This is a genomic window from Streptomyces mabaensis (genome assembly GCF_053763515.1).
Genome location: NZ_JBSOPZ010000016.1, coordinates 105,732 through 122,884 on the forward strand (window position 1 = coordinate 105,732; position 17,153 = coordinate 122,884).

The window sequence follows — 17,153 nt, forward strand, 5'->3', positions numbered from 1 at the left end:
CTCCCGGTACCCCCCGCTACAGCTTCTGCACCGGCGCGTACCGCAGCAGCAGCCGCTTCGGCTTGGCGTCACCGAAGTCGATCGTCGCCTGCGCGTCCGCGCCGCTCCCGGTCACCTCCTGCACGGTCCCCAGCCCGAACTGGTCATGCGTGACCCGGTCACCGACCACCAGCGCGATCACCGGCTTGTCCGTCGCCCGCCGCGTGGCGAACCCGGAAGGCCCGGACCGCGACCGCGCCGAGGACAACGACGACGTCAGCGACGACGTGATCCCCGACGTCGGACCTGCCGGGAGCTGCGCACCCTTGCGCTTCCACTCCAGGTGCTGCTCCGGGATCTCCTCCAGGAACCGCGACGGCGGGTTGTACGCGGGCTGGCCCCACGCACTGCGCATCGAGGAGCGCGTGAGGTACAGCCGCTCGCGCGCACGCGTGATGCCCACATACGCCAGCCGGCGCTCCTCCTCCAGCTCCTTGGTCTGCCCGAGCGCGCGCACGTGCGGGAAGACCCCGTCCTCCATGCCCGTCAGGAAGACCACCGGGAACTCGAGGCCCTTGGCGGTGTGCAGGGTCATCAGCGTGATGACGCCGGACCCCTCCGTGTCCTCGTCCGGGATCTGGTCGGAGTCGGCGACGAGCGCCACCTGCTCCAGGAAGTCGGCCAGCGTCCCCGGATTGTCCTCGCCCCGCTCCTGCTCGAACTCCAGGGCGACGGCGGCCAGTTCCTGAAGGTTCTCGATCCGCGTCTCGTCCTGGGGGTCCGTCGACGCCTGGAGCTCCGCCAGGTATCCGGTCCGCTCCAGAACCGCTTCGAGCACGGTCGCCGGGCCCGCCCCCGACTCGACGATGGTGCGCAGGTCGTCCATCAGGACGTTGAAGCGCTTGACGGCGTTCGTCGACCGCGACGCCATGCCGTACGCCTCGTCGACGCGCTTCAGCGCCTGCGGGAAGGTGATCTTCTCGCGCAGCGCCAGCGCTTCGATCATCGCCTCGGCACGGTCGCCGATCCCGCGCTTCGGTACGTTCAGGATGCGCCGGAGCGGGACCGCGTCCTCCGGGTTCGCCAGTATCCGCAGGTAGGCCAGCACATCGCGGACCTCCTTGCGCTCGTAGAAGCGCACACCGCCGACGACCTTGTACGGCAGGCCGACCCGGATGAAGATCTCTTCGAAGACACGGGACTGGGCGTTCGTCCGGTAGAAGATGGCGACATCGCCGGCCTTCGCGTCACCCGCGTCCGTCAGCCGGTCGATCTCGTCGGCGACGAACTGCGCCTCGTCGTGCTCGGTGTCCGCGACATAGCCGATGATCCGCGCGCCCGACCCGGCGTTCGTCCACAGGTTCTTGGGGCGACGGCTCTCGTTGCGCTCGATGACCGCGTTGGCCGCGCTGAGGATGGTCTGCGTCGAGCGGTAGTTCTGCTCCAGCAGGATCGTCGTCGCGTCCGGGTAGTCCTCCTCGAACTGGAGGATGTTACGGATGGTGGCCCCGCGGAACGCGTAGATCGACTGGTCGGCGTCACCCACCACACACAGCTCGGCGGGCGCCACCTCCTGCGTCCCCGGCCCGACCAGCTCGCGTACGAGCGTGTACTGCGCGTGGTTGGTGTCCTGGTACTCGTCGACCAATACGTGCCGGAACCGGCGCCGGTAGTGCTCGGCGACATCCGGGAACGCCTGGAGCAGGTGCACCGTGGTCATGATGATGTCGTCGAAGTCGAGCGCGTTCGCCTCGCGCAGCCGCGACTGGTACATCGCGTACGCCTCGGCGAGCGTCTCCTCGAAACCTCCCCCGGACTCCGTCCGGGAGGTGCCCCCAGCCGCCTGCCCGGCGAACGTCTCCTCGTCGATCAGCTCGTTCTTCAGGTTCGAGATCTTGGCGCTGAAGGACTTCGGCGGGAACTTCTTCGGGTCGAGGTCCAGGTCACGGCAGACCAGGGCCATCAGCCGCTTGGAGTCCGCCGCGTCGTAGATCGAGAACGACGACGTGAAGCCGAGCTTCTTCGATTCGCGCCGCAGGATACGGACGCACGCGCTGTGGAAGGTCATGACCCACATCGCATGGGCACGCGGTCCGACCAGGCTCTCGACGCGCTCCTTCATCTCACCGGCGGCCTTGTTGGTGAAGGTGATCGCCAGGATCTCGCCCGGGTGTACCCTGCGCGCGGACAGCAGGTGCCCGATCCGGTGCGTCAGTACGCGCGTCTTGCCGGAGCCCGCGCCGGCGACGATGAGCAGCGGCGATCCGGAGTGCACCACCGCGGCCCGCTGCTGCTCGTTCAGCCCGTCGAGCAGGGCGGCGGGGTCGATCACCGGCCGGGCGGCCCCGTCCCGGTAGTACGCGTCCCGGTCGACGGGCGCGTCGAACTTCCCGCCGAAGAGGTCGTCCGCGCCCGCTTCGGGGGCGTGCTCCTCGGGGGGCGGCGGGTGCTCCTCGCCGGAAGGCTGGAGGTCCGCCAGGAAACTGTCGTCAAAGAGGCTGCTCATCGCCTCCCGAGTCTAGGCCGCCGCACTGACACCGCGGTCACGAGTTCCGGTAGGTAACGAAAATGTATCGGACATATCGAACATCAGCCTTCCCTCCAGCCACACCGATTGGCTAGCGTGCTCCGCCAAGGCCCTCCGTACCCCCGTCGGCGAACCGCGCCGGAACGGATGGCCCCGCGCCGAGTCCGGCCTGCCGTACGGCAGTTCGGAGCCGGGGACCCACCATGCACAACCGGGGTGAATCGGACCGGCTCCGCCGGACCGTAGGGCAACCTTCCGCATGCCCGAACCCGACAGCTAACCCGGTAGGCGGTCCACGGAAGGAGATGCCGGCCTTGGCGTCGCATCGCAAGCCGCGCACCCGGATTCGAACCACCGCTCCCGCGGTCGGGATCACGACCGCAGCCACCGCAGCCCTCGCCTCCGTCAGCCTTCTCGCGCAGAGCGCGAGCGCCGCGCCCGGTGCGCCGGCCGAGCCGAAGCCGAGCGTCGAGGACGTACAGAAGAAGGTCGACGAGCTGTACCGCCAGGCCGGTACGGCCACCCAGAAGTACAACGCCGCCAAGGAGCGCACCGAGACCCAGCGCAAGAAGGCCGACGTGCTGCTCGACCAGGTCGCGCAGAACACCGAGAAGCTGAACGAGACCCGGCGCGAGCTCGGCACCTACGCCGCCGCGCAGTACCGCACGGGCGGCATGAGCCCCACCGCCACCCTCCTGCTCGCCGACGATCCGCAGGGCTACTTCGCCCAGGACCACCTGATGGACCGGCTCGGCGGCCGCGAGCAGCAGATCCTCAGCGACTACCGCGCCCGGCAGGCCGAGGCGGCCGGGAAGCGGGCGGAGGCGACCAGGAGCCTGGAGTCGCTCACCACGTCCCAGGCCGATCTGCGCGCCGGGAAGCAGGAGGTCCAGCGGAAGCTGGCCGAGGCGCGCGCGCTGCTGTCCGAGCTGACCGCCGAGGAGAAGGCGCGGCTCGCCGCGATCGAGCGGAAGAAGGAGGAAGAGGCGCGGCGGAAGGCCGAGGAGCTGGCGCGCGAGCAGGCGGCCGCCGAGAAGCAGCGCCAGGAGGAGGCGGCGCGGCAGGACCAGCAGCCGCAGCCCGGCACGGACACCGGCTCCGACGCGGGTACTGGTTCCGGTACGGGCTCGGGTACTGGTACGGGCTCGGGCACCGGCTCCGGTACGTACGCCGCCAAGGCGGAGAAGGTCCTCTCCTTCGCCCGGAACCAGATCGGCAAGCCGTACGTCTGGGGAGCGACGGGCCCCAGTTCGTACGACTGCTCGGGCCTGACCGGGGCCGCCTGGAAGACCGCGGGCGTCGACCTGCCGCGTACCACCTGGGACCAGGTGAAGGTGGGCGAGCGGGTCGCGACCGCCGACCTGCTCCCCGGTGACCTGGTCTTCTTCTACGACGACATCAGCCACGTCGGCATCTACATCGGCGACGGCAAGATGATCCACGCCCCGAAGCCGGGGACGAACGTCCGCGAGGAGTCGATCTACTACATGCCGATCTACGGCAGCGTGCGCCCGGCGTAGTCACGCTGCGTCAGTTGGGCGGGGCGCCGCCCAACTGACGCACCTCTTTGCCCCGTTCGCGCGCCTCGGGTCGCGGGCTGTCGTAAGCCCGCCTAGCGTCTCCTGCGTCGAGGCGCATCGAAGGCTCCTCGAGGATCCGGAGGAGTCACCATGCGAGGGATGCGTGCCGGTGCCGCCGTCACCGTGCTCGGTGCCGCCGCGCTCTGCCTCGGCACTCCCACGGCTACGGCCGCTGACGCGGCGCTCCGTGCCGCCGGCTGCGAGACGTCGGACGTCACCGTCAGTGAAGGACGCTCCGGCACCGCGAAGGTCGAGCCGGCGGCCGAGCCCGGTGCCGAGTACGACGTGACGCTCGACTGCGCGGGCGAGGAAGGGCTGGCCGGCCTCACCATCGCCGACGCCGAGGACGCTCCCGAAACCGACGCCGAGCACGACGACACCGACGAGCACGAAGACACCGCGTACGGCGACACCGAGCACCAGCTCGGTGGGCACGACGAGCCCGGCGCCTGGGCGGAGTCCGGTCCCCCCACCGGCGTCCGGCAGGGCGTCAAGGCCGGGGTGGGCGGCAGCCTCACCGGTATCGCTCCGGTCCCGACGGCGGCCGGGGCCGCGCTGATCGCGGGCGCCGCCGGGGCCGGCGTACACCTGATGCGCCGGCACCGCAGGAGCTGAGCCGGCCCGGGGAGAGGGAGGCATGCCGCAGTCACCGCAGACGCGCGGGGCGTGGGGTTCGGTCGCCGTCGTACTGCTCGTCGGAGTGTTCCTGGTCCGCTACGGCGCCGCGGAGTCGCCGGGACCGCCGCAGCCCGCCTCGGCCGTCGCAGCCGTCACAGCCGAAGGAGCTGCATCCGCGCCGACCGCCACGAGCGCCCCGACCGCTCCCGGAGGACCGGGGCCCGCCGGGCCCGCCGCGCATCCGCTGCCGTACTCCGCCCCGCTCCGCGTCGCCATCCCGTCGATCGGGGTAGACGCCCCCCTCACCGGCGTCGGCCTGACATCCGACGGCTGGATCGACACCCCGCCCGCCGCGCACCGGAACGTGGCCGGCTGGTTCACGGGCGCCGCCTCCCCCGGCGAACAGGGCACCTCCGTCGTCGTCGGCCACGTCGACAACGGCGAAGGCCCCGCCGTCTTCTACCGCCTCGGCTCCCTCACGAAGGGCCGGCGCATCGAGGTCGTACGCCAGGACGGACACACCGCCGTCTTCTCCGTGTACGCCGTCGAGCTCGTGCCGAAGCAGGGCTTCCCGGCCGACCGCGTGTACGGGAACAGGGACCGGCCGGAGCTGCGCGTCATCACGTGCGGCGGCGGCTTCTCCCGGAAGACGGGGTACGCGGGCAACGTCGTCGCCTACGCCCGGCTCGTCCGGGTCCGCTGAGAGCCGGGGGACCTCAGGTCCAGAGAACCGCGATGAAGATGTTCGCGACCGTCAGCCCGCCGACCGCCCCGAAGAGCGGCTTCTCCACCCTCTCCTCGTCGCGCTTCACGTACACCAGGCCGAGGATCACGACCAGCACCGCCAGCTTGATGCCGATCTTGAGGTTGTTCACGGTCTGGTCGTCGGCCTGGTTCAGGCCCACCAGTGCGACTCCCGTGATCAGCATGGTCAACGCGCCGTGCAGCATCGCCGGGTTGAACCGGGCCGTGCCCGCGCTCATCGCCTTCATCTGGGTGAGGAAGCCGCCGAGCAGCGAGGCGATGCCGATGATGTGCAGACCGACGAAGACATTGATGAGTACGTCCATGAGGCCGGAGCCTAACCACCCGTTTGGCAGCGCTTCGCAGTCAGGTCCGCCTCATCCACCGGTCCCGTACGGTCAGCAATATTCCGGTTGGCACCAGTTCCGCTCATTCCGACTCTTTCCCGTGACCCAGGTTTAGCGTCCTCCCCCAGGTGGCCGAGTCCCCACCGTCGCCCCGTACCGGGCGGCAGCCGGCCACTCCGCCAAGAGATCCGGCGGTGGCCCGCTTCCCCTGTGCGGACCGCCGCCGGACGACGGAAGGACGTGATGGCCCTCGTGGCTGCACACCGAAAGCCCAAGCAGCGCCCGCTCGCCGGCAACACCGTCCGGACTGCCGCCACCCTCGCCCTCGCGGGCGCTGCTACCGCCACCGCCTTTGAAGGCTCCGCCCACGCGGAGCCCCGCCTCACCCCGGCCCAGCTGAAGGCCAAGGTCGACCAGCTGTACCGGGAGGCGGAGGTCGCCACCGAGAAGTACAACGGGGCGAAGGAGAAGACGGGCGAGGCCCAGCGGTCGCTGACCGCACTGCGTGACGAGGCGGCGCGCAAGACCGACCGGCTGAACGCGTCCCGCAACGCCCTCGGTTCGCTCGCGACGTCCCAGTACCGCACTGGAGGGATCGACCCGGCCGTACAGCTCGCGCTGTCGTCCGACCCCGACCAGTACCTGGAGCGCGCCGCGTTCGCCGACCGGGCGCGCGGCCGGCAGGCGGTCGAGATCGCCTCGGTGCAGAGGCAGCTCGGCGAGCTGGAGCGGCTGCGGGCCACCGCGAACGGGCGGCTGGCCGACCTCAGGAGCCACCAGGCCGACCTGGCGAAGCACAAGGCGACCGTGCGGAAGAAGCTCGGCAGCGCCGAACACCTCCTCGCCCGGCTCACCGCGGAACAGCGTGCGGCGTACGAGGCGGAGGTGTCCCGGGGCGGTTCCGCCGTCTCCCCGGCCGCCGGCCAGGCCGGCCGCAGCGACCGCGGTACGCCGCGCGGGCCGGTCCAGGCGCCCAACCCGCGGGCCGCGCAGGCCATCTCGTACGCGTACGGCGCGCTCGGCAAGCCGTACGTCTGGGGCGCCACCGGCCCCTCGGCGTACGACTGCTCCGGCCTCACGCAGGCCGCCTGGCGCGCGGCGGGCGTCTCGCTCCCCCGCACCACGTACACGCAGATCAACGCTGGGCAGCGCATCTCCCGCTCCCAGCTCGCCCCCGGGGACCTGGTCTTCTTCTACTCGGGCATCAGCCATGTGGGGCTCTACATCGGCGGCGGCCAGATGATCCACGCCCCGCGCCCCGGCGCCCCGGTCCGGGTAGCGCCGATCGACCAGATGCCATACGCGGGCGCGACCCGGCCCTCGTAATGGGCCGTCTACGGCCGCGTGGCGTGCGGGGCGGTCAGACCAGTCTGCGGGCCGTTGCCCAGCGGGTCAGTTCGTGGCGGTTCGACAGCTGCAACTTCCGCAGGACCGCCGACACATGGGACTCGACCGTCTTCACCGAGATGAAGAGCTGCTTCGCGATCTCCTTGTACGCGTACCCGCGCGCGATCAGCCGCAGCACCTCCCGCTCGCGCTGTGTCAGCCGGTCCAGGTCCTCGTCCACCGGCGGCGCGTCCGTCGACGCGAACGCGTCCAGGACGAAGCCCGCCAGCCGTGGCGAGAACACCGCGTCGCCGTCCTGGACGCGGAAGATCGAGTCGATCAGGTCCGTGCCCGTGATCGTCTTGGTGACGTAGCCGCGCGCGCCGCCGCGGATGACGCCGATCACGTCCTCCGCCGCGTCCGAGACGGACAGCGCGAGGAAACGCACCGGGTGCTCGTGGGCCGCCATCAGCGTCGCGCAGCGGCGCAGGACCTCGACTCCGCCGCCGCCCGGCAGGTGCACGTCGAGCAGGACGACCTCGGGGCGGGTCGCCGTGATGACGGTGACCGCCTGGTCGACGTCAGCCGCCTCGCCGACCACCTCCACGCCCGTGCGGCCGGTCTCGCCGATCTCCGCCTGCACGCCCGTGCGGAACATGCGATGGTCGTCGACGAGCACCACCCGTACACGCCTGTCCCCGGTAGACGCCGTGCTCTGTTCGGTCATGGTGTGCTCGCCCTCTCCATCTCAAGCTCGACTTCCGTGCCCCCGTCGGGCGCGGAACGCAGCCTCGCCGTACCGCCGTTGCGCTGCATCCGGCCGATGATCGATTCTCGTACGCCCATCCGGTCGTCCGGTACCGCGTCCAGGTCGAAGCCGGGGCCGCGGTCCCGTACCGACACGAACACCGTCCGGCCCTCCACCTCGGCGTACACCTGCACCGCACCGCCCTCGCCACCGTACTTCGCGGCGTTCACCATCGCCTCGCGTGCGGCCTGCATCTGTGCGGCCAGTTTCTCGTCCAGTGGGCAGTCCCCGACGACCACGACCTCCAGCGGGACGCCGTGCTTGTCCTCCACCTCGGCCGCCGCCCGCTTCACCGCCTCCGCGACCGTGCCGGGCTCCTCGTCCTCCTCCTTGCCGGTGCCCTCGGGCTTGTAGAGCCAGTTCCGCAGCTCGCGCTCCTGAGCGCGGGCCAGCCGCCGTACCTCGCCCGGGTCCTCCGCGTTGCGCTGGATCAGGGTCAGGGTGTGCAGCACCGAGTCGTGTACGTGCGCCGCGACCTCGGCGCGCTCCTGGGCCCGGATGCGCATCAGGCGCTCCTCCGACAGGTCCTGGGACATCCGTACGAACCAGGGGCCGGCCAGCAGCGCGATCCCGACCAGGACGGCGAGGGCCGCGGTCAGGACGTTGCTGAGCTGCGCCACCGAGCCGCGGACCACGATGAAGACGGTGAGACCCGCGCCGACCAGCGCGACGCCCGCGAGACCGCGGGCCAGCGGCAGCAGCCGGCGACGCCTGCTGACCTCCATCCAGTGGGCGCGGCGGGCGTTGTCCGCCTGCCGCCACACCAGGACGACGCCGGCGCCGATCAGCAGCAGCGGCCAGATGTACGGACTGGCGGCGCCGCCCACCTCGACATTGGCGACGAACACCGCGGCGCCGATGAGCAGCGCGATGAGCGCGAAGAGCTGACCCTTGTCGGGCTTACGCAGCCGGCGCCGGCCGTCGGGGGTGATCTCGAACGCGGAGCGCGGGGCGGCCGTACCGCCGACGCCGAGCGGTACGACGATCCAGAACACGGCGTACAGCAGCGCCCCGAGGCCGTCCGCCAGGAACAGGCCGAGGAAGCCGATCCGCACCCACGCCACAGGCAGCCCCAGGTGCCCCGCGAGCCCGCGCGCGACGCCGCCCAGCATCCGCCCTTCGGCGCTGCGGTACAGCTTGCGCAGCGGCTCTTCGGGGTCGGGCGCGAGGGGGGGCGTGGCGCGGGGCGAGGCTGCTGACATACGCCGATCGTCACACGTACGCACCCGGGCGGGCATCAGGGCCGTCCCCGACTTCTGCCCCGGAGAAATCAGGGAACGGCCAGGGTCGGGCCCGGTCCCGCTGCTGCGGAGGGCCCGTCACCATGGACGTATGACAGAACAGCCCGGTGTACAGCACGGCGGCCGGCCCGGTGTACCGCCCGGTGGCCGGCCGGGCGAACCGGCCGGCGAGGGCGACGTCGCCGGGGCCGAACCGCCGCGGCCGCCGCTGCGCCGCAGCCGGCGGAACAAGGTGCTGGCCGGCGTCTGCGGCGGACTCGGCCGGTACTTCGACATCGACCCGGTCGTCTTCCGCATCGTGCTGGGCGTGCTCACCGTCACCGGCGGCGCCGGGCTGATCTTCTACGGCTTCGCGTGGCTGCTGGTCTCCTACGACGGCGAGGAGGAGAACGAGGCGCGACGGCTGCTGACCGGACGGGTCGAGGGACCGGCGCTGGTCGCCGTACTCATGGCGCTGGTCGGCTGCGGACTGTTCCTCTCCATGCTCGGCAACGGCGGCGTACTGACCTTCGCCACCCTGCTCACTCTCGCGACGGCGGGCTCGGCCTACTGGTCGCAGCGGCGCCGGCTCGCGGTCACCGAGCCGGGGCGCGGCCGTGTGGCGGACCCGGCGACGGCGACGGCCCACGCGGTCGCGGACGCCGCCCCGCCCGAGACGCAGGCGCCGCCCGCTCCCGGCGGGCCCTCGTGGTGGCGGGACCCGATCGTCAAGGACGGCACGACGGGCCCGGTCGGCACGGGGTACCTGTGGGGTCCCGAGGACACTCCGGCGGAGGCCGCGGTGCCGGTACGGCGGCGCAGCCCCACGGCGGCCGCGTCGGCGCGGGTGGCGGTCCGCCCCCGGGGCGGCGGCATCGGCGGCCGGGTGTTCCTCCTCGCGCTCGCCGCGGCGGCTGTCGGCACCGGGCTGACCTGGGACGCGTACCCGCTCGGTGTCAGTCTGCAGGCCGGTCTCGCGTGCGCGCTCGCCGTCTTCGGCCTGGGCATCGCGGTCAGCGCGTTCCGCGGGCGTACGGGCATCGGCTCGGTCGTGCTCGCGGTCCTCACGGCGGGGCTGCTGGCCGGGGCGGCCGTGGTGCCGAGGGACATCAGCACCGACTGGGTACGGCAGGAGTGGCGGCCGGCGTCGGTGGCCGCCGTGCAGCCTCGGTACGAACTGGGCTCGGGCGTGGGCACGCTCGACCTGCGCGGGGTCGCGGTGCCCAAGGGCGAGACGGTGAGCGTGAATGCGGAGGTCGGCGCGGGGCGGCTCGAAGTCGTTCTGCCGAACAACGTGACGGCGCAGGTACGGATCGAGGTGGGCGTGGGCGACATCCAGTTGCCGGGCGACCTGCCGAACGATGTGGATGTCGCCCCGGGCCGCCAGCGGACGGCCACCCTGACGCCGTCGGCGGGGACGGCACCGGCGGGCACGCTGAAACTCAATCTGGAAGCGGGCGTGGGACAGGTGGAGGTGACCCGTGCGACGTCATGAGTTCCAGCCGGGCCGGCTGGTCGCGGGCGTGACCCTGCTGAGCACCGGCATCGCCTACGCGGGCGACGCGTGGGACGCGTGGGAGACCCCGTGGTACGTGCTGGTCCCCCTCGTGGCGGGGGGGCTGTGCCTGGCGGCGGCGACGGGAGTGGTGACCCTGGCCGTGCGCCGCCACACGAACCGGTCCTGACACCGCGCGCCGCCCGGCGCGCAAGCCCCGCGAGCCCCGCCCGCCTGCCCGCCGCACGCCGCGGCGCAGGCCCGCCCGCCGCTCAGCGGCCGCGGCGGGCCGCCACCAGTGCGTCCAGGGAGAGCACCGCCGCGCCGCCCAGGATCAGCGGCAGCCAGGCCATCAGGTACGCCAGGTCGTTGCCGTAGTAGTACGGCTGGGTCTGCCAGCTCACCGTCAGCCACAGGCTCAGCGAGATCAGCGCCCCGCCCACCGCCGCCAGCCGGGTCAGCAGACCGAACAGCGTGCCGAGGCCGACCGCCAGTTCGCCGAGGGCGATCGTGTACGCGAAACCCTCGGGGTTCTTCAGCGCGAGGTCGACCAGGGCCGGAATCGCCGACGAGTCACGGACCGAGCCCATCAGCTCACCGATGGAGCCGGGCCCGACCGCCGACATGAACACGCTGTCCGTCAGCTTGTCCAGGCCCGCGTAGATGAACGTGACACCGAGAAAGATCCGCAGCGGCAGCAGCGCGTACCGCGTGGCGGTCTCTTTCCACCCCCTGCTGCCGCCCGCCTGGACCGCCGCGCCGTAGGTGTCCGTCCCATATCCGTGCGTCATCACGATGTGCCGCCTTCCCAGCCCGCCGACCCCGTCAGGCTGACCCGTCACGTTGACCCGTCAACAGACCATACGTACGCCGCAATCGCCCGGCTCACCAGCTGAGCGGCGCAATCCGGTTGCGACAGGTTCAGCCCGACGCTCCGCCCGACGTTCAGTCCGCGACCTCGATCACGCAGCGGTTGGTCTCCACCCCGGCCGCCGTCACCACCTGGACTTCCACCCGCCCCGGTTCGACGTCCACCGGCACCGGCACGGTGATCACGGTGTCGGTCGGATTGGTGAAGCCGCCCGCCACCGGCACCAGCGGCACATGCACATGGACCGCGCCGATCCGCACGACCATCCGGGCGAGCGCGTCCGGCGTCTGCGCCCCCGGCGGTACGAAGCCGGCGCCGCGGATCTCGATGTCGTCGCCCGTACGGATCGGCGCGTCCAGGTCGCCGGCCTCCCTGGCCCGGACGACCGACAGCAGCACCGGACGCCCGCCCTCCGCGTACTTGCCGCCCAGATAGGTCGCCGCCGAGACCGCCACCAGCAGGACGAGCCCCCACGGCAGGCCGGCCGGCTGCTCGGGCTGCCGGGCCAGCCGTACGCCGGCGAAGATCACCGCGACAGCGGTCACCAGCACGTACTGCATGTCCGTGAAGCTGCCCCGGCCCGCGTCGTCGGTGAGCAGGTCGGCCGCCCGCGGCCGGTCGGCGGGCACCTTCTGCAGTCGCTGGGCCAGGACGCGTACGGCCACGACCCGCCGTACCAGGACGGCCGCCCCGCACACCAGCGCGAGCACGGTCAGCAGACCCGCACCCCGGGCGAGCGCGAACCCGTCGATCAGCTCGTCCCGCCGCCGCCCGTCGGAGGCACCGGCCAGCTGGAGCGCCGGTACCAGTACGGAGAAGACGGCCACCAGCACCCATCCCGCCGCCACCGACCGCGACGTGGAGAGCCGGTTGTCCTCGCCGGTGACCGGTGTGAGCAGCCCGCCGCGCGTCCTGAGCACCCGTGCCGCGCCGGTCAGCAGTGCGGCGACCACCAGCGCGGCGAGCAGCCCGGCCGTGCGCGCGGCGGTCCAGCCCGCGCCGATCGCGGTCAGGGCCTGTCCGACGAGCAGGGCCGTCACCGCACCCCACACCACGGTCAGCGTGCGGCCCAGGCGGAGCCGCTGCCCGGCGAGTCCCGCCTCCCGGCCGCGCTCGGCGACGGTGCGGGCGGACTGGGTCAGCTCGTCCGAGACCCACTGGCGGGACGCGCCCGCCGAGTGCGCGACGGCCACGGGCAGCCCCTGCCCGGCGGCCAGTTCGTCGCGCTTCGCCAGGAAGGCGGCCACCGCCTGCCGGTGGCCCTCGCGTGCCCCGTGCGGGCAGTCACCGCACGTGCAGCCGCCGCCGTGGGTGCTCCGACCCGCCTCTTGGACCGCCACGGGAAATGCCACCCTTCGCACCGCACCGATGTGAATTTCCTTGTAATGCCAGCGAATTGTGCCGCACCACGGCGAAATTCCGCCCAACCTCCGATGTCAGGAAGGGTGATTGCCGCGCCATCGGGTTGACGACGGGAGCGGTGGGCGCTGGGCTGTGGGCGCTGGGCTGTGGGCGTCAGGTCAGCAGATCCGGCTCGCTGCGGCTGATGCGCTGCCACAGCGACTGGTAGTTGATCCATGCCACCAGGTCCGTGCCGATCTGCTCGCGCGTGGCCACCGCGTTCCGGTGGTCGATCAGGACGGGCTTGCCCGCGGCCCGCGCGGTGAGCTGCACCTGGCAGGAGCGCTCCATCGCGATGAACCACCAGGCCGCGGCGTCGACGGAGTCGCCGACCGTCAGCAGCCCGTGGTTGCGCAGGACGAGCGCCTTGTGCGGGCCGAGCGCGGCCGCGATCCGCCGGCCTTCCTCCGCGTCCACCGCTACACCCGTGTAACCGTCGAGCAGCGCGTGGTCCTCGTAGAACGCGCACGCGTCCTGGGTGATCGGTGCCAGCAGCTCCCCGAGCGCGGCAAGCGCCCGTCCGTACACGGAGTGGCAGTGCGCGACGGCGACGGCCTCGGGCCTGGCCCGGTGCACCTGCGCGTGCACGGCGAAGGCGGCCTGATTGACATGCTGCCGGCCCTCGACCACCTGCCCGTCGCCGTTGACCAGGATCAGCGCGCCGGCCGTCATATGGGCGAAGGGCATCCCGAACGGGTTGACCCAGTAGCAGTCGGCGAACTCCGGGTCCCGGGCGGTGAGGTGCCCCGAGACCCCCTCCTCGAAGCCGAGCTGCCCGAACAGCCGCAGCGCACCCGCGAGCCGTTCCTTGCGATACCGCCGCTCGCCCTCCACGGAGTCGTGGACGGGGGGCATCGAGAAGTGCAGCTGCTCGACGGGTACCGGGGCGGGCGTCGCAGTCGTACGAGTCATGCGCCGGAAGTTACCGCGCGGTACGTCGGGTGACCAGAGCCGCGCGGGAAAACGGCGACGCCGCCGCTCCGGTGAGGGAACGGCGGCGTCGGCACCGAGCCGGCGGGCGGCGTCGGGTCACTCCCACTCGATGGTGCCCGGCGGCTTGCTCGTCACGTCCAGCACCACGCGGTTCACGTCCGCGACCTCGTTGGTGATACGGGTGGAGATCTTCGCCAGCACGTCGTACGGCATCCGCGTCCAGTCCGCCGTCATCGCGTCCTCGGACGAGACCGGGCGCAGCACGATCGGGTGGCCGTACGTCCGGCCGTCGCCCTGCACGCCCACCGAGCGCACATCCGCCAGCAGCACGACCGGGCACTGCCAGATCTCGCGGTCGAGACCGGCCGCGGTCAGCTCCTCGCGGGCGATCGCGTCGGCCTCGCGCAGCAGGTCCAGGCGCTCGCGCGTGACCTCGCCGACGATACGGATGCCGAGGCCCGGGCCCGGGAAGGGCTGGCGCTGGACGATCTCCTCCGGCAGGCCCAGCTCCTGGCCGACCATCCGGACCTCGTCCTTGAACAGCTTGCGCAGCGGCTCGACGAGCTGGAACTCCAGGTCCTCGGGGAGGCCGCCGACGTTGTGGTGCGACTTGATGTTCGCGGCGCCCGTGCCGCCGCCGGACTCGACGACGTCCGGGTAGAGGGTGCCCTGGACGAGGAACTCGACGGCCTCGCCGCCCGTACCCGCCTCGGCGACGATCTCCGCCTGCGCCTGCTCGAAGACCCGGATGAACTCGCGGCCGATGATCTTCCGCTTCTCCTCGGGGTCGGAGACCCCGGCGAGCGCGTCGAGGAAGCGCTCCTGCGCGTCGACGACCTTGAGCTGGACACCGGTGGCCGCGACGAAGTCCTTCTCGACCTGCTCGGTCTCGCCCTTGCGCATCAGCCCGTGGTCGACGTACACGCAGGTGAGCTGGGAGCCGATGGCCTTCTGTACGAGGGCCGCGGCGACCGCGGAGTCCACGCCGCCGGACAGGCCGCAGATGGCGTGCTTCGTGCCGACCTGCTCACGGATCAGCGCGACCTGCTCGTCGACCACGTTGGTGGTGGTCCAGGTCGGCTCGATGCCGGCACCGCGGTAGAGGAAGTGCTCCAGGACCTGCTGGCCGTGCGTGGTGTGCATGACCTCGGGGTGGTACTGGACTCCGTACAGCTTCTTCTCGTCGTTCTCGAAGGCCGCCACCGGTACGACGTCCGTGGACGCGGTGACGGTGAAGCCCTCCGGGGCGGCCGAGCAGGCGTCGCCGTGCGACATCCACACCGACTGCTCGGTGGGGGTGCCCTCGAAGAGGGTCGAGCCGGCCTTGGTGACGGTGAGCGGGGTACGGCCGTACTCGCGGGCACCGTTGTCGTCGACCGTGCCGCCGAGGGTCGTGGCCATCAGCTGGAAGCCGTAGCACATGCCGAAGACCGGTACGCCGGCCTCGAAGAGGGAGCGGTCCAGGACCGGCGCGCCCTGCTCGTACACGGACGACGGACCGCCGGAGAGGATGATCGCCCGGGGGTTCATGGCCAGCATCTCTGCCACGGGCATCGTGCTCGGCACGACCTCGCTGTAGACCCGGGCCTCACGGACACGGCGGGCGATGAGCTGGGCGTACTGCGCGCCGAAGTCGACAACGAGTACGACGTCGGGGGCAGCGGGGGACGCTGATGGCACGGCGGCGGCCTTCCGGCGGGAAGAGGGGGCTGGTTTGTCAATTCTAACGGGGCCGGAAGATTGGATCTGTCTCACCATCCGAGCCCGCCTTTGCCCCGCCCGGCGCGGCGGGACATAATCCCCTCATGTCCAAGCAGCTGAGCTTCCTCTTTACCTATGGCACCGGCCCGTCCGGCTGCCATGGTCGTGCTGCTTGAGTCACTGACAAGCAACTTCCCAGGCGCCCCGGGCCGACAAGGCCCGGGGCGTTCTGTCGTATCCGGGCCTTGCCGCTCCGGGGCACCGCCCCCGACAAGGAGAACCCGCAGATGAGCACCACCACGGTGGAGACGACCGGCGCCCGCACCACGGAGGCCGCCGACCTGATCGGTGACGCCCGCCGGCGCATCGACGCACTCGACGACCGGATCATCGGCCTGATCCAGGAACGGATGGCCGTCTCGGCCGTGATCCAGGAGGCCCGGATCTCCTCGGGGGGCCGCCGGGTGAACCTCTCCCGCGAGATGGAGATCATCGGCCACTACAGCGACGCCCTCGGCAAGCCCGGCACCTCGCTCGCGATGACCCTGCTGGAGCTGTGCCGGGGCCGCGTCTGACGTGGGGGCCGCGGGCGGAGCGGCGGCCTGGACCTGAGTTCGGATCCGCTCTCACCCGTACGGCGCGTGACCGGCCCCGGGGGGCTTCGTTGGTCCCGTTGTCCGTGCCAGCCAGGGGCGGCCCGAAAGAACCACGCGTGGCTCCGCTGGAGCGATGAGACGTACGGCCCGTGGATCGTGCGTCGTGGGACCTCGCTCCAGCGCGTGACCGGTCGGCAGGGGACAGCAGCCCGGTCACCTCTGAGGCCGGTCGGCTCCGGGGACGCCCGGGGCCGACCGGCCGTCTTGCAGCCGGGCCTGCGTCTGCGCCCTGACTACTTGACCCTGGCGAGCTTCGCCAGCTGCGCGTCGATGACCGCCGGCGGTACGACCGCCTTGGCCGGGTCCAGGATGTTCATCGCGTAGAACGACACGACCGTCGAGCCGCTGCGTACGACGGTGAACGTCATCGGCAGCTTGTCCCCGTCGATGACCCCCTCGACCTGGTACGAGACGGACTCGTCGCCCTTCTTCGGGTCCGCCAGGGCCTTCACGCCCGCGTACTTCATATCGGCGTGCTCGTACGCCTTGCAGCTCGTCGACGCGGTGCGGAGCCCCGCGACGATCTTCCCGGCGTCCGCCTCCTGGTGCGCGAGCAGGCCGATCGAGACGACGGTGGCATCCATCTCGTCGGTCCCGTCGGGGCCGGTCAGCGTGCTGGCGACGCGGGCCTTCGCCTTGGGCTGGCTGGCGAACATGAACATGTCCGCCAGCGGCTGGCAGGCCGCCGGCTTCGCGGGCACGCTCAGCTCCGGTATCTCCTCAGCCGGGATCTTCTTGAACGTGTACCCCTTGAGCTCGGCGGGGGTGACCATGGCCTGCTCCAGCTGGGCCGCGGTGAGCGGCGGTGGCCCCGCCGGCTTCGACGGCGCCGAGGTGGCGGGTGCTTTCGCGTCCTTGTCCCCGTCGTCACCGGTGCAGGCGGTGGTGAGGGCGAGAGAGGCGATGACGGAACCGGCTGTGAGCAGCCGGGAGACTGACTTGTTCAC

16 protein-coding genes and 1 riboswitch are annotated in these 17,153 nt (G+C 71.7%); of the genes, 7 read left to right on the forward strand and 9 right to left on the reverse strand.

The window, feature by feature from the left end:
- Window positions 1-16: 16 nt before the first annotated feature.
- Window positions 17-2,485: a DNA helicase PcrA gene (pcrA, locus tag ACWV17_RS16705; RefSeq protein ID WP_455360346.1), complete on the reverse strand. Its 2,469-nt coding sequence runs from the start codon at window positions 2,483-2,485 to the stop codon at window positions 17-19.
- A 167-nt stretch (window positions 2,486-2,652) separates the two neighbouring features.
- A riboswitch (cyclic di-AMP (ydaO/yuaA leader) is annotated at window positions 2,653-2,813 on the forward strand.
- Here pcrA and ACWV17_RS16710 point away from each other — a divergent pair.
- The 3 genes from ACWV17_RS16710 to ACWV17_RS16720 all read left to right on the forward strand — a co-directional run bounded on the left by ACWV17_RS16710 (window position 2,812) and on the right by ACWV17_RS16720 (window position 5,407).
- The gene (locus ACWV17_RS16710) at window positions 2,812-4,026 is read left to right on the forward strand and encodes an NlpC/P60 family protein (RefSeq protein ID WP_455360347.1); all 1,215 of its coding nucleotides are present in this window, start codon (window positions 2,812-2,814) and stop codon (window positions 4,024-4,026) included. It overlaps the preceding riboswitch by 2 nt.
- A 150-nt stretch (window positions 4,027-4,176) precedes the next feature.
- The gene (locus ACWV17_RS16715; RefSeq protein WP_455360348.1) at window positions 4,177-4,701 is read left to right on the forward strand and encodes a hypothetical protein; all 525 of its coding nucleotides are present in this window, start codon (window positions 4,177-4,179) and stop codon (window positions 4,699-4,701) included.
- 22 nt (window positions 4,702-4,723) lie between these two features.
- A complete protein-coding gene (locus tag ACWV17_RS16720; RefSeq protein WP_455360349.1) occupies window positions 4,724-5,407 on the forward strand; it encodes a class F sortase in 684 nt (227 codons plus the stop codon).
- A 13-nt stretch (window positions 5,408-5,420) separates the two neighbouring features.
- Here the strand turns inward: ACWV17_RS16720 and ACWV17_RS16725 are convergent, their stop codons facing one another.
- Window positions 5,421-5,774 carry a hypothetical protein gene (locus ACWV17_RS16725; protein WP_455352500.1) on the reverse strand — a complete coding sequence of 118 codons (354 nt, stop codon included), beginning with the start codon at window positions 5,772-5,774 and terminating at the stop codon, window positions 5,421-5,423.
- Window positions 5,775-6,047: 273 nt separating this feature from the next.
- Here ACWV17_RS16725 and ACWV17_RS16730 point away from each other — a divergent pair, with 273 nt between their 5' ends.
- A complete protein-coding gene (locus tag ACWV17_RS16730; protein ID WP_455360350.1) occupies window positions 6,048-7,121 on the forward strand; it encodes an NlpC/P60 family protein in 1,074 nt (357 codons plus the stop codon).
- A gap of 34 nt (window positions 7,122-7,155) precedes the next feature.
- On the opposite strand, the gene ACWV17_RS16735 is transcribed toward ACWV17_RS16730, so the two are convergent.
- Window positions 7,156-7,848, reverse strand: coding sequence for a LuxR C-terminal-related transcriptional regulator (locus ACWV17_RS16735; protein ID WP_455360351.1), 693 nt, complete (start codon window positions 7,846-7,848; stop codon window positions 7,156-7,158).
- On the reverse strand, window positions 7,845-9,131 hold the full coding sequence (locus ACWV17_RS16740) for a PspC domain-containing protein (RefSeq protein WP_455360352.1): 1,287 nt from the start codon (window positions 9,129-9,131) through the stop codon (window positions 7,845-7,847). Before ACWV17_RS16740 ends, ACWV17_RS16735 begins: the two co-directional genes overlap by 4 nt.
- Window positions 9,132-9,261: 130 nt before the next feature.
- On the opposite strand from ACWV17_RS16740, the gene ACWV17_RS16745 reads away from it, so the two are divergent.
- Window positions 9,262-10,644, forward strand: a complete 1,383-nt coding sequence (locus ACWV17_RS16745) for a PspC domain-containing protein (RefSeq protein WP_455360353.1) — start codon at window positions 9,262-9,264, stop codon at window positions 10,642-10,644.
- Complete coding sequence (locus ACWV17_RS16750; protein WP_455352495.1) at window positions 10,631-10,834, forward strand: hypothetical protein; 204 nt, start codon at window positions 10,631-10,633, stop codon at window positions 10,832-10,834. Before ACWV17_RS16745 ends, ACWV17_RS16750 begins: the two co-directional genes overlap by 14 nt.
- A gap of 82 nt (window positions 10,835-10,916) precedes the next feature.
- On the opposite strand, the gene ACWV17_RS16755 is transcribed toward ACWV17_RS16750, so the two are convergent.
- The 4 genes from ACWV17_RS16755 to guaA form a co-directional block, all read right to left on the reverse strand.
- The gene (locus ACWV17_RS16755) at window positions 10,917-11,435 is read right to left on the reverse strand and encodes a DoxX family protein (RefSeq protein ID WP_455352494.1); all 519 of its coding nucleotides are present in this window, start codon (window positions 11,433-11,435) and stop codon (window positions 10,917-10,919) included.
- Between the two features lie 154 nt (window positions 11,436-11,589).
- Window positions 11,590-12,855 carry a hypothetical protein gene (locus ACWV17_RS16760; protein WP_455360354.1) on the reverse strand — a complete coding sequence of 422 codons (1,266 nt, stop codon included), beginning with the start codon at window positions 12,853-12,855 and terminating at the stop codon, window positions 11,590-11,592.
- A 175-nt stretch (window positions 12,856-13,030) separates the two neighbouring features.
- Window positions 13,031-13,828 carry a class II aldolase/adducin family protein gene (locus tag ACWV17_RS16765; RefSeq protein WP_455360355.1) on the reverse strand — a complete coding sequence of 266 codons (798 nt, stop codon included), beginning with the start codon at window positions 13,826-13,828 and terminating at the stop codon, window positions 13,031-13,033.
- Window positions 13,829-13,945: 117 nt separating this feature from the next.
- Window positions 13,946-15,529 carry a glutamine-hydrolyzing GMP synthase gene (gene guaA, locus ACWV17_RS16770; protein WP_455352491.1) on the reverse strand — a complete coding sequence of 528 codons (1,584 nt, stop codon included), beginning with the start codon at window positions 15,527-15,529 and terminating at the stop codon, window positions 13,946-13,948.
- Between the two features lie 308 nt (window positions 15,530-15,837).
- On the opposite strand from guaA, the gene ACWV17_RS16775 reads away from it, so the two are divergent.
- The gene (locus ACWV17_RS16775) at window positions 15,838-16,125 is read left to right on the forward strand and encodes a chorismate mutase (RefSeq protein WP_455360356.1); all 288 of its coding nucleotides are present in this window, start codon (window positions 15,838-15,840) and stop codon (window positions 16,123-16,125) included.
- A 314-nt stretch (window positions 16,126-16,439) separates the two neighbouring features.
- Here ACWV17_RS16775 and ACWV17_RS16780 read toward each other — a convergent pair whose 3' ends face one another.
- Complete coding sequence (locus tag ACWV17_RS16780; protein WP_455360357.1) at window positions 16,440-17,153, reverse strand: hypothetical protein; 714 nt, start codon at window positions 17,151-17,153, stop codon at window positions 16,440-16,442.